This window comes from Actinoplanes sp. CA-142083 (genome assembly GCF_050942195.1).
Lineage (GTDB): Bacteria > Actinomycetota > Actinomycetes > Mycobacteriales > Micromonosporaceae > Actinoplanes.
Genome location: NZ_CP192076.1, coordinates 8818876 through 8833299 on the forward strand (window position 1 = coordinate 8818876; position 14424 = coordinate 8833299).

Below are 14424 nucleotides of genomic sequence, written 5' to 3' on the forward strand. Positions count from 1 at the left end.
GGTGCGCCAAGAGCGAGCCGTGGAAAACCGAACCTCCGGTGGTCGTCCCCGCATTGCCAACGGTTTCCGAGCCGGCCCCCGGCGCAGTCGCCCTGCCTTGGCAACTGCAGAGCAGCGACCCGCCCGGACAACTTGTCCTGGCCGTGCCAGGGGCCGACTGCCGCACTCCCACCGGCACTCAGGTGATGTCCACCCCAGAGACGGTCACAGTCACGGTCTGGGGCACCGAACGCAGCGCGTGCCCCTCGAGCCGCCGGGTGGACAACGCCCTCGTCACCGTCCGGCTGCCGGAGCCGCTGAACGGCAGACGGCTGGAGCACGGCGAGTGACGGGGCCGGGCCGTTCGGCCCGGCCCCGGCCGGTCAGCAGCAGGGCCAGCCCGTCACCACGGTGACGCCGAAGGTCGACGAGAAGTTCTGGATCTGGGTGAAGCTCATGTGCAGCCCGTTGTCGGAGCCGCCGACGATCGACCCCACGCCTGCCACCTGGTCGAGCGTGCTCGTGTGCCGCAGGACCGGTCCGCCGCTGTCACCGCCCTGCACGATCACACCCGACGTGGAATCGGCGACGGCCTGGTTGCAGGTCTTCACGGTGGTGTTGGTGGCCCCGTCGTACATGTTCAGGCAGGCGTTGATCGCGCTGATCTTCGCGCTGCAGTTCTCCTTGGTGACCGAGCCGTCGGCGCAGATGCTGTTGCCTACCGCCACCGCCTGCTGGCCGCCGATGCCCCAGGCCGACCCGTCGACAGTGCCCCCGTAGACGGCGCCGTTCCAGTAGGACCCGCCCGCCATGATTGCCGCGTCCATCCGGTTGTTTCCGAACTGCACCGAGGTTTCGGTGCCCATCGTCCCCGTGGTGTGGACGGTGGAAGTCCCCTTTTCGAAGTAGCCCTGGTACCAGGACGGACATAGACCTGGACGATGCCGGCGGCCTCGTCGACCACCACCCCGGCATATCGCTGCGGGGACTTGTCGACAATCTTGCTCAGGTAGGCGGGGTCGTCGGCGTCTACGTTGAGGGAGGGCGGCGCGGCCTGCGCGGCAGTGCCGCCGAGGGCGGTGGCGATACACAGTGCGGAGAGGACCGGAGAGGCCGCTTCGCAGCGGTCGCATGAGATTCCTTCGCGAAGCTCGAGGATGCTGACCACAGCAGGCTGGCTCAAAACGGAGCCGCGCCCATCCAGCGAATTGACCAAACTTGATATGCAAACGCCCCGGCGTTGCCGTCGGCTATCCGACGCGGGCTGGAGCCCGTTGACACGCCGAGTAACCCTGGCGGGGTGGAAGGACAGGATCGGGCCTTCGACGCGGAGCCGGAGGCTGCCCGCGCCACCCCGTCCTCCCGCCGGCCGGACGGCGGTGGCGTGGCGCTGCCGCCTGGCGTCTCGAACGCGGCCGTCGCCCGTGCGCTCGGTGGTCACAGCGCGGGTTCGGAGGAGGGCACCGAGCAGCTGGCCCGGCGCGTCTTCCCGGACTGGCCGGCGGAGGCCACGCCGGCCGCGCCGGCCGACAATGGGACGGGCAAGCCGAGCCGATCCGGGCTGCCCGCGTCCGTGGTCGGTCAGGCCGCTCCCGCCTGGCGGCCTCTGCTCGGCACGATCGGGGTGCACGACGGCGCGGACGCGGCGCTGAACCGGCTCAGCGCCAACGCCGCCACGCGGGGCACCGACGTCTACGTCCCGGGTGGCGTGGCCGGCGCGAGCGGTCCCGGTGAACGGCGGCTGCTCGCGCACGAGGTCGCGCACGCGGTGCAGTCCGGCGCCGGGCTGACGGGGGCGAACGCGGTCGGGCTGTGGAGCCGTGACCAGCCGTCGGAAACCGCCAACTACCAGCGGTACTGCACCTACTTCGCGGCCGAGATCGGTGACGGCATCGGGGCGGCGATCGGCCGGTTCGAGCTGGCCTCGCCGAGCCCCCACCTGCACTGGACCTCGGGCGCCCAGCCGCTCGCCGAGGCCGTCGACATGGCGCTCCCCCGCGGGCCCGAGATGCTCAAGGCGCTCGACCGGCTGCTCGGCGCCGTGGACGCTGCCGCGCGGATCATCGACCGGACCCGGGTGCACACCCAGCAGGCGATGGCGCCCGAGTCCAAACCGGACGACATCTCCATGTGGGAGCTGTCGACCGGTCCGCTGGTCTGGTATCCGGATGTCGCCACCGGGCTCGCCGACGTGCTGATCGTACGGTTGCGGGAGTCGCTCGCCCGGATGGTCCCGCGCTATCTCGACGTTCGCAGCCGGGCGCAGCTCGCCGCCTGGGAGCAGGCCGCCCGCACCGACCCCGCGCTGGCCCCGGAGCCCGACGCCGGCGCCCTGCTGGTGTCGCATCCGATCGATGTGCTCGCGGCCGACGTTCTCACGTCGGGGCGTGCCGTGCGGGTCGACCTGGACGCCTACCGGGCGAGCGGCCCGGCGCCCGCGGCCGCGGCGCTGCGGCCGGTGAAGCTCAGCTACCCCGCTTCCGAGGGACTGACTTATTGGGTACGGGTGGAGCAGCCGCTCGACGCCACGCGGGAGGAGGTCGCCCTCGCGCTGTACGGCACCACCGAGATGGCCTACCAGCTCATGGCGGCTGGTCGGCTGTTCGGTTTCCCCTGGTCCGGCCAGTTGCTGCCGGCCCGGCAGGAGGAGCTGCGCAAGGCGGCCCCGCCGGGAGCGACTCCGGTCGGGCAGCCCGGCGCGACCACCCCGTCGGGTTCGCCCGATCCCGTACGCGAGCTGCTTGCCTCTCCGGCGGCCGGCGAAGCGGCGCTGGCACAGGCGCGCGACCGCGCGCCGTTCGGCCCGGTCGCGCCCGCCGCCCCGCTGCACGTCCTGGTGACGATGAACAACAGCGAGCTGCTCCTGGACTCGGTGGCGAAGCAGGCCAAGCGGTTCGGCGCGCAGCGCGAGGTGGAGCTGGCCCGGGCGGACCTGACGGCGCGACGCCGGCGGCTCGCGGCCGGCGACGCGGCCGGCATCCAGGAGTGGACGCTTCAGGCCGAGGGGCAGGAATCCCTGCTGGGCGAGGTCAGCGACGGCTTCGTGCACCTGGTCGCGCTGCTGGACAAGGCGGCCGAGAAGGCGGATCCGTTCGCGCTGAACCTGCCCGACTACTACCGGCAGGCTTTCCGGGACGTGGCGGAGGGCCTGGCCGGCGCCGCCGGCGCCTCGCTGCTGGTCGCCACCGCCCAGGAGCGGCTCGCCGCCGCCCAGCTCGCCCTCAAGCTGCTCCCGGTCACCGTGATGGAGGGCATCCTGCACGGGTTGCAGGCGACCATCGGCGGGCTGGGCGGGCGTCAGGGCGCGTCGAGCCTGGGCGCGCGGGAGGAGGCGCTGCGCGGCCGGATGATCGAGTTGCGCACCCTGGCCGCCACCGACCCGCAGGCCTTCGGCCAGTCGCTCGAGGAAGTGTTCGGGCTGGTCTCGGACCTGCAGACCGAGGTGTCGATCGACAGCGGGCTGGACAACGTCGAGCAGATGTGGAAGGCGCTGGCCGACAGCGACGGCTTCTGGTCGCGCCTGACCGCGAGCATCAACGACGTCATCGAGATCGCGCAGCTCAAGGCGGAGGCCCAGCACTGGAAGGACCTGTGGGTCGACGCCAAGACGCGCTGGGAGAGCGGCGACCGGCAGGCGGTCAAGGGCGACATCGAGGGCCTGGCCGCGGATCCGCGGCAGAAGGAGTGGCTGCACCGCGTCGCCGAGGCGATCCACGACGCCCAGATCCGCGCGTTCATCGGCCAGATGATCGCGATGGTCGCGCTCATGCTGGTGACCTCCGGCGTGGGCGCCCTCGCCCGCGGCGTGGTGGGTGGGCTCGAGATCGGCAGCACGGCCGCGTTCTGGACGGTCCAGACGGTGGAGGCGGCGACCTTCACCGCGGGCAACGCGATCATGTTCTCCGACGAGGTGACCGCCGGCGGGCTGGCCGGCGACTTCGCGTTCAACCTGTTCCTGTTCGGCACGATGTCGAAGCTCGCCGCGCGGATGGAACGGACCGCCTGGGCGGCCGCCGGCGGTCTGAAGGCCCTCGCCGCCGAGCACGGCGTCCCGATGCTCGTCATGGGCGCGTCCGAGCTCGCCAAGCAGGAAGTCAAAGCCCTCTGGGAGAGCCGCGGGAAGAAGGGCCTGTCGGCCGCGGAGGTCGAAGAAATCGCGGGACAGAGCTTCGTCTCGTACGTGGCAATGACTTTGATCGCTCGCGGCAAGGTCATGAAGCGCTTCACGGATTGGGCGGCCGGCAAGGGCGGCAAGCTGGGTCAGGCCGCCGGGCGTGCGCTCGAGGCCCGGCGGGAGGCCATCGCGCTGGCCGAGCTGGCGCGGACGAGCCGGCGGCAGGAGGACCTCGATGGCGGGCTGCGCCGCGACAACGAGGCGACGCAGGCCGAGCAAGAGGTGTACAACGCGCTGAACGAGCGCCTCGCCCGGGAGCCACACCTGCTGGAGGACTTGGGGATCCCGCTCGCCGAGATCCAGCAGCGGCTGACCGGGCCGGAAGCGGTTCAGCTGCGTCAGGCCGAGCTGGCCGGCCTGATGCGGCAGCTCGACTCCGGCCACTTCGAGGTGCCGCGCAGCCAGATGCCGCGCCTGCTCGAGGCGATGCAGAGCCAGGGCGCGCGGGTGAAGCCGGGCGACATCGACGTGATCACCGGTCGCCGGCTCTACACGGTCACCCCGGACGGGGGCGAGCCGATGACGCTGATCGAGGGCCTGGACGCCCGGCCGGGCGGCATCGGCGAGGCCGCGCCGACCCCGGAGCAGGCCGCGGCGGCCCGGCGCGAGGTGAGCGCGGCGCTCGAGCGGCTGGCGGTCCGGGACACCGCCGTGCAGAAGCTCATCGACGGCATGCAGCACATCCAGGTCGACGTGCTGACCCTCGGCGGCGGCCCGGCCGGCATCATCGCGAGCGCGACCACGCCGTCCGCGCGGGGCATGCGCAGCGCGCCGGGCGTCGAGGTCACCGAGGTGCCGAAGGTCCTCAACATCACCGCCGGCGAGGTCGAGCCGTGGCGCGCCCGCGCCGAGCAGCTGCTGGCCAGCGGCGGCCTGCAGCAGGGCCGGATCGGCCAGCCGCCGGGCGAGTGGGGCTCGGCCGGGCTGACCCGGCAGCCGCAGGAGTTCACCTCCGACGCGACCGGCTTCGGCCGGGCCGAGGACATCGCCGACGCGCTGACGATGACGGCGTACGAGTCCGGCGTGGTGTCGTACCGCGGCACCCAGATGCGGGTGGAGGCCAATCCCGGCGACGGCAGCTGGCCGCACGACACCCCCTTCCGGGTTCTGGTGCGGAGCAACACCACCGGGGAGCCGAAGTACTTCTATGCGCGCAAGGGCCTCAACCTCGCGACCGGCCCCGGCCCGGCCACCCGGCTGGAGAGCCACGGACCGCAGGCCAAGGTCACGCCGGAGCACGAGAACGTGCTGGTGGACACGGGACGCCTGGTGTACGGCGACGCGATCTTCTCCGCCCCGGTGCGGGGCAAGGTCGTCCTGGTCTCGGGCGGCGGCGCGACGGCCGGCTGGGCCGCCTGGACGGCCGCGCACTCCGGGGCGAGCAAGGTGATCTGGCTGGGCCGGCCGGCGACGCCGCGGGCGGGCGAGCCGCTGCCGCCCATCCCGCCGGAGGTCGTCGCGCTGGGCGAGCGGCTCGGCTACGGCAACCTGCCCCCGGGCGAGGCGGAGGCCGCGCTGCGCGAGCTGATGGCGTTCAAGAACGCGGTCCTCGCCCGCAACACCGACCTGTTCCTGGATCCGCGGGTCGAGCGGCGGGTCGCCGCGATCCAGGAGGTCGCCCCGGCCGAGCAGGCCGGCGGCTCGACTCAGAAGGTCCGCGTGCGCTTCGCCGGCGGCACGGCCGAGGGCGAGGTCTTCGACATCGTCGGCATCTCGCACGGCCAGGACGCGGCCGGGCAGGCGCACCGCATGGCCGGGCCGCCGGGGCTGGTCGCCGTGCTCCAGGGCACCCCGGTCCGGCTGAAAATGATCATCCGCGAGGGTCGCCTGGTCGGCCTGCGCGGCGAGGCGCCGGCCGACTTCATCCAGGTGCCGGCCGGCTCGATGACGGCCGAGCTCGGCGAGTTCGTCGCGGAGAAGGATCTCTACCTCAAGCTGCTGAAGGAGCAGGCCGCCGACGCCCGGGTCCCGGAACACTCGCGCGGCGTGCCCGGCTCGCTGAACCGGATCGGTCAGACGGTGCCGGGGCTCAACACCCGCGTGCCCGAGCCGGGCCGGGGCGCGGCCACGCCGGGCGACCGCGACCGGGATCGCACCCCCGCGCGATAGGACGTCCGACACGTACGGGTGGGCAGCTCGCATGAAAATGCGGCGTGGTGCATAATCTATGCGTGACCAAGGTTCTCTCCTCTCTCCCGGTCGGCGAACGAGTCGGCATCGCCTTCTCCGGCGGCCTCGACACGTCGGTTGCGGTCGCGTGGATGCGCGAGAAGGGCGCGGTTCCCTGCGCCTACACCGCCGAGATCGGGCAGTACGACGAGCCCGACGTGACTTCGGTGCCCGACCGCGCCCTCGCCTACGGCGCCGAGATCGCCCGTCTGGTCGACTGCCGGTCGGCCCTGGTCGAGGAAGGGCTCGCCGCCCTCGCCTGCGGCGCGTTCCACATCCGCTCCGGCGGCCGCACCTATTTCAACACCACGCCGCTGGGCCGGGCCGTCACCGGCACGCTGCTGGTGCGGGCCATGCTCGAGGACCAGGTGCAGATCTGGGGCGACGGTTCGACGTTCAAAGGCAACGACATAGAGCGGTTCTATCGGTACGGGTTGCTGGCGAACCCGTCGCTGCGCATCTACAAGCCGTGGCTGGACAAGGACTTCGTCACCGAGCTCGGCGGGCGCAAGGAGATGAGCGAGTGGCTGCTCGCCCACGATTTGCCGTACCGGGACTCGACCGAGAAGGCGTACTCGACCGACGCCAACATCTGGGGCGCGACCCACGAGGCCAAGTCGCTCGAGCACCTCGACGCCGGCATCGAGATCGTCGATCCGATCATGGGCGTCCGCTTCTGGGATTCCGACGTGGCGATCGCGACCGAGGACGTGAGCATCGGCTTCGTCGAGGGCCGGCCGGTCACGGTCAACGGCAAGGAGTTCGGCTCGGCGGTCGACCTGGTGCTGGAGGCCAACGCCGTCGGCGGCCGCCACGGCCTGGGCATGTCCGACCAGATCGAGAACCGGATCATCGAGGCCAAGAGCCGGGGCATCTACGAGGCGCCCGGCATGGCGCTGCTGCACATCGCGTACGAGCGGCTGGTCAGCGCGATCCACAACGAGGACACCGTGGCCAGCTACCACACCGAGGGCCGCAAGCTGGGCCGCCTCATGTACGAGGGCCGCTGGCTCGACCCGCAGGCGCTCATGCTGCGCGAGGCCCTGCAGCGCTGGGTCGGCAACGCGGTGACCGGCGAGGTCACCCTCCGGCTGCGCCGCGGCGACGACTATTCGGTGCTGAACACGACCGGGCCGGCGTTCAGCTACCACCCCGAGAAGCTGTCGATGGAGCGGACCGAGACGCCGGCGTTCGCACCGGCCGACCGGATCGGCCAGCTGACGATGCGCAACCTCGACATCGCCGACAGCCGCACCAAGCTCGAGCAGTACGCCCGCCTCGGCATGGTCGGCAGCCCTCAGGGCCTGGTCGGCGCCCTGCCGGCCGGCGGCGCCGAGGAGATCGCCTCGCGCGGCGCCGTCGCCACCGAGGACGACCTGCTCGACCAGGCCGCCATGGAGTCCGGCACCGACTGATCGCGGACTAGTTTGGGGTCATGGAATATCGCACGCTCGGCCGCAGCGGGTGCGCCGTCTCGGCGCTCTGCCTCGGCACCATGACCTTCGGCAACGAATCCGACGAGATGGTCGCGCACGCCCAGCTCGACATGTTCGCCGAGGCCGGGGGCACGTTCGTGGACACCGCGGACGTGTACTCGGCCGGCGAGTCGGAGCGGATCATCGGGCGCTGGCTGGCGTCGCGGCCGGCCGAGGTGACCGAGGCCATCGTGCTCGCCACCAAGGGACGCTTCCCGATGGCGGCCGACCCCAACGGCGCCGGGTTGTCGGCACGGCATCTGACCCGCGCGCTCGACGCGTCACTGGCCCGGCTCGGTGTCGACGTGGTGGACCTCTACCAGGCGCACGCGTGGGACCCGGTCACCCCGCTCGAGGAGACGCTCCGCACGATGGACGGCTTCGTGCGGGCCGGCAAGATCCGTTACTACGGCTTCTCCAACTTCACCGGGTGGCAGCTCACCAAGGCGGTGCTGCTGGCCCGCTCGCTCGGGCTGGCCGGCCCGGTCAGCCTCCAGCCGCAGTACAGCCTGCTGGTGCGCGAGATCGAGTACGAGATCGTCCCGGCGTCGCTCGACGCCGGGCTGGGCCTGCTGCCGTGGAGCCCGCTCGGCGGCGGCTGGCTGACCGGGAAGTACCGGCGCGACCAGCGGCCCACCGGCGCGACCCGGCTCGGCGACAACCCCGAGCGCGGGATGGAGGCGTGGGACCGGCGCGGCACCGCCCGCACCTGGGACGTGGTGGAGGCGGTGCAGCGCGTCGCCGAGGCCCGCGGGGTGTCGATGGCCGAGGTGGCGCTGGCCTGGGTGACCGACCGGCCCGGCGTGACGTCGACGATCCTGGGAGCCCGGACGACCGACCAGTTGGAGGCCAACTTGCGGGCCGCCGGGCTCCACCTGACAGATGAGGAAACCAGCGTTCTTCAGGAGGCGAGCGACCTGCGGCCGACCGATTATCCGTACGGCCCGCTCGGCCTCGATCAGCGGAGCAGGCGCTTCTAGGCGCTGCCGAGGAGGGTCAGTGTGCGGTTCGCGTACGCGTTGAGCTCGAAGCGATAGCCGATCGCCCAGATCGACCCGGGACCGGCCGCCGCGGCGCCGGTGAGGAACGGGTTCGACGACGCCGGCGTGGCGTCACGGGTCCACGATGTGCCGTTCCAGCGCAGGATCAGCGGGGCGCCGTTGGATCGGCCGACCGCCACGACGCTCGTCGACGACAGCGCCACCACGTCGGCGAGCTGACCGCCGCCGGGGAGGGCCGGCGTGACCACGCGACGCCAGGACGTGCCGTCGAAGTGCGCGACGTACGGCTGCGCGCCCCCCGCGGCCGACGTCGACCCGACCGCCCAGACGTCACTGGGCGTCCGCGCGTCGACGCCGGTCAGGCCGGTGCCGGGCGGGGCCGTCACGGTCATCGAGACCCAGGTGGCGCCGTTCCACCGCAGGATGAGCGGCGCGAAGGCGGCGGTGGCGGCGCCGACCGCCCAAGCGTCGGACGGGCCGGTGGCGTCGACGGCGGCGAGGCTCTCGTAGGTCGGCGCCACCACCGGTGCGGCGGAGACGCGCCAGGTGCCGCCGGTGCGCCGCAGGATCAGCTTGTGCCGGTTGGCCGGCGAGTTCGGGTCGATGTAGTTGCCGACAGCCCAGACCGTGCCGCCGGCGGCCGCGACGCCGTAGAGGTTGTTCATGCCGCCGGGGTTGCCGTTCGGGGTGGCTTCCCGGGTCCACGCGGACCCGTTCCAGTGGGCCACCAGGGTGTCGTAGCGGATCACCCCGCTGCGATACTCGCCGACCGCCCAGACGTCGCCGTCAGCGACCGCGTCGACACCGCGGAGCGTGTCGTTTCCGGGCAGGCCGGTGCGCGCGATCGAGCGCCAGGCCGTCCCGTCGTATCGCAACGCCAGGCTGTGCGAGGTGCCGCCGGTCGGGAGATAGACACCTCCCACGGCCCAGACGTTGCTCGCGCCGGACGCGTCGGCGCCGTACAGGTAGTTGTCGCCCGGCACCTCGCTGGGGCTGGCGACGGTGGTCCAGCCGAGGGCCGGGGCCGGGCCGGCGACCAGCAGCAAGCTGACGGCGGCCGAGAGAGTGTTCATGGGGTTGACCTCCTTGTCATGGCGAGGAACTCGGCGCGTGAGCGGGCGTCCTCGCGGAGCGTGCCGAGCAGCGTCGACGTCACCGTCGTCGCGCCGATGGCCTGGACTCCGCGCAAGCTCATGCACAGGTGCTCGGCCTCGATCACCACGCCAACACCGCGCGGGCGCAGGTGGGTGCAGAGCCAGTCGGCCACCTGTTTGGTGAGCCGTTCCTGCACCTGGGCGCGGCGGGCGAAGAGCTCGACCACCCGGGCCAGCTTGGACAGGCCGAGGATGCGATCGCCGGGCAGGTAGCCGACGTGCGCGACGCCGACGAACGGCAGCAGATGGTGCTCGCAGAGCGAGCGCACCGGGATCGACCGGGCCAGGACCAGCTCGTCGTACCCCTCGTCGTTGTCGAACGTGGTGAGCGCGAACTCTCGCGGGGTGAGCATCTCGGCGTACGCCTTGGCCATCCGCAAGGGCGTCCCGGCCAGGCCGGGAGCTTCGAGGTCCACGCCGACCGCGGCCAGGAACGCCTCGGCCGCCCGCTCGGCGGCGAGCAGGTCGGGCTCCGTCCGGACCGGGTACACGCGTTCGGCCACCGTCGTCATCCGCAGGCTCCATTTTCACTAGCGCAGATTTGCGTTAATACGGAGCCTGCGCCTCACGGCGCGAAATTTCAAGAGTCGTCGTTGGTGATATTCTGCCGGCATGGACGACCGGTGGAACGCCGTCACGGCCCTGTCCGAGCCGTCGCGGCGTGCGCTGTACGACTACGTCCGCCGCCAGGACCACCCGGTCGACCGGGAAGAGGCCGCGGCGGCCACCGCGATGACCCGCGCGCTGGCCGCGTTCCACCTGGACAAGCTGGTCGAGGCCGGCCTGCTGTCGGCCCGCTACGCCGCGCCCGAGGGCCAGCCGCGCGGCCGCGGCCGGACGCCGAAGGTCTACGAGCCGACCGGCGACGGCCTGACCGTGACCATTCCGGAGCGGCGCTACGAGCTGATCGCCGACATCCTGGCCGAGGCGGTCGCCGGCGGCGAGCAGCCGGCTGCGGAGGCCGCCACCCGCCTGGCCTACCGCCGCGGGCGGGACCTGTCGGCGGTGATGGCGCCGGGGCAGGAGGTGGTCGGCGCGCTGGGCGCCCTGGGCTTCGAGCCGAGATCCGATCCCGGGACGGTCACCCTGCACAACTGCCCGTTCCACGCGCTGGCCGCCCGGCACACCGCGCTGGTCTGCGGCCTCAACCACGCGTTCCTCACCGGTCTGGTCGACGGGCTCGGCGTGACCGGCTCGACGCCGGTGCTGGCCCCGCACGCCGGCCGCTGCTGCGTGGAGCTCCGCTCGCGCTGACTCAGCGGGTCAATTCGGGCAGCTTGCGCTCGATCTGGGCCAGCAGCCAGTTGTCCCAGAACGAGACGAACTGCAGGTTGTCCGCGTCGAGCGCGAGCCGCCAGTTCTCCCCCGACGCCTTCGGGGCCATGTGGTCCAGCGACAGCAGGAACTCCCGTTCCTTGCCGGGGAAGTCGCTCACCGCGCTGATCAGCGGCGCCGAGCGCTCGCCGCCCTGGAACACGAAGCCGTGATCGGTGAAGAACTTGCTCGCGCTGGTGTCGCCGCGGACGTTCTTCCAGAATTCGCCGCGGGTCCGGTTGTACAGGTCGCCGATCATCATCTCCCGCGTCGGCGTGCCGCTCACCCCGGACAGCACCGTGGTCCGCGCACGCTCCCAGGCGGCGCGCACCGAGGGGTGGCAGCCGCCGACCGTCTCGCCGAGCACCGACTGCACCCGGGTGACCAGGTCGCGCGGGATCCGCCCGATGTCCGGCACGGCCTCGGCCGCACCGCGCCGGCTGCCCGACACCAGCTCGCCGGTCTGTGGCAGCCGGCCGGTCTCCAGCGCGTCGATCGCCTCGTCGATCGCGGCGCCCAGGTCGGCCGAGAACAGCTGCTCGAGGTCGGCGATGGCCGAGTCGAGCGCGGCCTGGTGGGCGTGCAGGTACTCCTGCAGGCCGTGCCGGTGCCGGGCCGGGATCCGGTCGAGCAGCGCGCGCAGCCGGGCCTCCTGCTCCGCGGTGACCTCGAGGGGGATGCACACGCTCCCGCAGCGGGTGAGCACCTGACGCACGTCGGCGTCCATGCTCCGGAACCGCGCGGCCACCTCCGGCTTCTCCTTCAGCAGCGCCCGGGTCGCGTCGTCGATCTGCTCGCGCTCCCACCGGCCGGCCAGCCCGCGCGCCTCGGCGGCCTGGCGGCGCCCCTGGTCGCGGGCGGCCCGGCCGACGGTCGCGCCGAGCCCGCGCGCCTCCGCCTCGGCCGCCTTCTCCAGCGCGGCGAGCGCCTCGTCGGCCGCCCCGCCGGCGGCGGCGACCGCCTTGCGGGCCAGCGGAACCAGCCGCCGGAACGCCTGGACCGCGGCGCCCAGGTCGGCCACCGCGCCCACGATGTCGACCGCGAGCCAGAACAGCGACGGCTCCTCGGTGCTGATCGCGCGGGCCTTGTCGAAGTCGGTGCCGGTCTGCGCTTGCTTCAACCGGAACTCCTGCAGGTGCTCGACCGCCAGGTAGCCGGAGAGCGCGGCGCCGCCCGCGGCCGCGGTGACGCCGACCGCCGCCGCGGCGAGGCTGCCGCCACCGGTGAGCGGGGCGGCGACCAGCCCGAGGGCCAGCGCGAGCGCGCCGATGAGCAGCTCGCGCAGGGAGCGGTCGGACTTGTCGTCGGCGACCTTCTGGGTGACGATCCGGTCCTCCGCGGAGCCGGGCGCCACGCCCATCTCAGCCTTGGTGATCCCGACGAGGTTGTCCGCGCCCCACACGTTCAGCTCGCCCGCGGCGAGGGCGGCCCGCACCTTGGCGATGTTCTCGAGCTTCTGCAGGACGTCCTCGGCCAGCAGGGCGGCGGTCGCCTCGCCGCCGGTCACGCCCTTACCGACCTGTTCCAGGCGCTTGCGGGTGCGATCCAAAGCGATATAGCCGAGATTCTCGTACGGCGTGAACGAGGCGAGCACCGGGAACTCGGCCTCCTTCTCCTGGCGCAAAACGTCGTACGCCGCCCGGGCCTGGGTGAGCTCGGCGTCGGCCGCGTCCCACGCCGCCTGGTCCGGGATGCTCCACTCGCCGGCGTCGCCGATGTCGGTGCCCGGATGGAAGGTCTCCTCGTCGTTGCGCTTCTTGATCGCCGCGCGGACCTTGGCGATCCCCCGAGCCAGCTCGTCCGCGGCCATGGTCAGCGCCTGGGTGTTCGGGTTGGACTCGAGGCCGTGCGACGTGGTGCTCTCGTAGCTGGGCGCGGCGGGGCCCAGGTCGTCCTTGTGGTAGACGGTCCGCGTGCTGGTGGTCCGGCTCAGCCCGTACCGCTGTTTCTCGGTGTTGGCTCGTTCCTCGCTGAGGGTGAGCAGCCGCCCGGCCAAGGTGATCGCGCGCAGCTCGAACAACCGCACGAACTCGTCCCAGACGGCCATCTCCCGGCGGAACGCGCCGAGGATGACGTCGAAGGTGTGTACCGCGTCGCGCGCCGCCTCCAGCTCCGGGGTCACCCCGGCCGTGTCCGCCACCTCGGCGCTGAATCGTGCGCGCTCCCTCTCGGTGTCGGCGACCAGACGGCGGGCGGCCTCGACGCCGGCCGCACCCGCGTACTGCCGTAGCTGGGCGCCGGCCACCACCGGGTCGTGCGAGATCATGACATTCCCGATCATCGCGTACGGCGTCTCGCCCGCTCCGGCGTCCGCCGGTCCCGCATCGGGCTGCCGTGCCACCACGGCGGCCGGGTGAGCCGCCGGCGCCGGGCTCGCGGCGCCCGCCATGAACCCGCGGGCGGCCGCCGCCGCGGCGACCTCGGCCGGATCGCCCGGGTCGCTGAGCCGGCCCGCCGCGGCCGCCCGGCCCGGAACCTGCTGCGTCACGTGGGTCAGCTCATGGGCGAGCAGTTCCTGACCGGCGGCGGTGTCCGGGGCGTACCGGCCCGCCCCGAAGTAAACGTCGGGGCCGATCGTGAACGCCTGGGCCGCGACCTGCCGGGCGGCCGTCGCGGCCGCGCCGTCGTGGTGCAGCCGCACCGAGCCGAAATCCGCGCCGAAGTAGCCCTCCGCCCGCTGCCGCAGCGACTCGGGCACCGAACCGCCGTCGCCGCTGCCGGCCACGGCCGCGTGGAACGGACCCTCCGCCGGCGCTGCCTCGCGCTCCTCATCGGTGCAGTCACAGGGGACATCCCCGCATCGCTGGACCGGCGTGCCGGCGAGCAACCGCGTGACGGCCGCGTTGCCCGCCGCCGACACCTGCCACGCCACCGGCAGCGGAGGCGCCGACGCGCGGGTGGACAGCAACCGCGCGACGGCGGCATTGCCACCCCGCGGCGACAGGCCGCCGCGGCTCGTGCCGGCCGCGTCCTCCCGGTCGTGCCGGCCCGCGGCGGCGTCCGTCTCGCGCCTGGCTCGCTCCATCGCGGATCGCCGTCCCTCGGCGGCGCGCCGGCCGGTGGCCGGACCCGGCGCCGCCACCCTGCCAGCGTGCGCGCCCTCGGAGCCGCCCGTCGAGACTCCGGGAGTGTCAGATCACGGAATGCGGGACGGGCCC

9 protein-coding genes are annotated in these 14424 nt (G+C 72.9%); 5 read left to right on the forward strand and 4 right to left on the reverse strand.

The window, feature by feature from the left end; all coding sequences use genetic code 11:
- Nucleotides 1-185 precede the first annotated feature (185 nt).
- A complete protein-coding gene (locus ACQPZX_RS40375; RefSeq protein WP_433367823.1) occupies nucleotides 186-329 on the forward strand; it encodes a hypothetical protein in 144 nt (47 codons plus the stop codon).
- Nucleotides 330-362: 33 nt separating this feature from the next.
- On the opposite strand, the gene ACQPZX_RS40380 is transcribed toward ACQPZX_RS40375, so the two are convergent.
- Nucleotides 363-845, reverse strand: a complete 483-nt coding sequence (locus tag ACQPZX_RS40380; RefSeq protein WP_433367826.1) for a hypothetical protein — start codon at nucleotides 843-845, stop codon at nucleotides 363-365.
- Between the two features lie 434 nt (nucleotides 846-1279).
- Between ACQPZX_RS40380 and ACQPZX_RS40385 the strand changes: the two genes are divergently transcribed.
- The 3 genes from ACQPZX_RS40385 to ACQPZX_RS40395 all read left to right on the forward strand — a co-directional run bounded on the left by ACQPZX_RS40385 (nucleotide 1280) and on the right by ACQPZX_RS40395 (nucleotide 8777).
- A complete protein-coding gene (locus tag ACQPZX_RS40385; protein ID WP_433367829.1) occupies nucleotides 1280-6262 on the forward strand; it encodes an eCIS core domain-containing protein in 4983 nt (1660 codons plus the stop codon).
- Nucleotides 6263-6324: 62 nt separating this feature from the next.
- A complete protein-coding gene (gene argG / locus ACQPZX_RS40390; RefSeq protein ID WP_433367832.1) occupies nucleotides 6325-7737 on the forward strand; it encodes an argininosuccinate synthase in 1413 nt (470 codons plus the stop codon).
- A gap of 20 nt (nucleotides 7738-7757) precedes the next feature.
- On the forward strand, nucleotides 7758-8777 hold the full coding sequence (locus ACQPZX_RS40395) for an aldo/keto reductase (RefSeq protein ID WP_433367835.1): 1020 nt from the start codon (nucleotides 7758-7760) through the stop codon (nucleotides 8775-8777).
- Here the strand turns inward: ACQPZX_RS40395 and ACQPZX_RS40400 are convergent.
- Both ACQPZX_RS40400 and folE read right to left on the reverse strand, forming a co-directional pair.
- Nucleotides 8774-9871 (reverse strand): hypothetical protein, encoded by a 1098-nt coding sequence (locus ACQPZX_RS40400; RefSeq protein WP_433367837.1) that lies wholly within the window; start codon nucleotides 9869-9871, stop codon nucleotides 8774-8776. The genes ACQPZX_RS40395 and ACQPZX_RS40400 overlap by 4 nt on opposite strands.
- Entirely contained in the window at nucleotides 9868-10464 is a 597-nt protein-coding gene (folE, locus tag ACQPZX_RS40405) for a GTP cyclohydrolase I FolE (protein ID WP_433367840.1), read from the reverse strand. Before folE ends, ACQPZX_RS40400 begins: the two co-directional genes overlap by 4 nt.
- A gap of 100 nt (nucleotides 10465-10564) precedes the next feature.
- Between folE and ACQPZX_RS40410 the strand changes: the two genes are divergently transcribed.
- A complete protein-coding gene (locus ACQPZX_RS40410) occupies nucleotides 10565-11206 on the forward strand; it encodes a helix-turn-helix transcriptional regulator (RefSeq protein WP_433367842.1) in 642 nt (213 codons plus the stop codon).
- Nucleotide 11207: 1 nt separating this feature from the next.
- Here ACQPZX_RS40410 and ACQPZX_RS40415 read toward each other — a convergent pair whose 3' ends face one another.
- Nucleotides 11208-14291, reverse strand: coding sequence for an eCIS core domain-containing protein (locus ACQPZX_RS40415; RefSeq protein WP_433367845.1), 3084 nt, complete (start codon nucleotides 14289-14291; stop codon nucleotides 11208-11210).
- Between the last annotated feature and the right edge of the window lie 133 nt (nucleotides 14292-14424).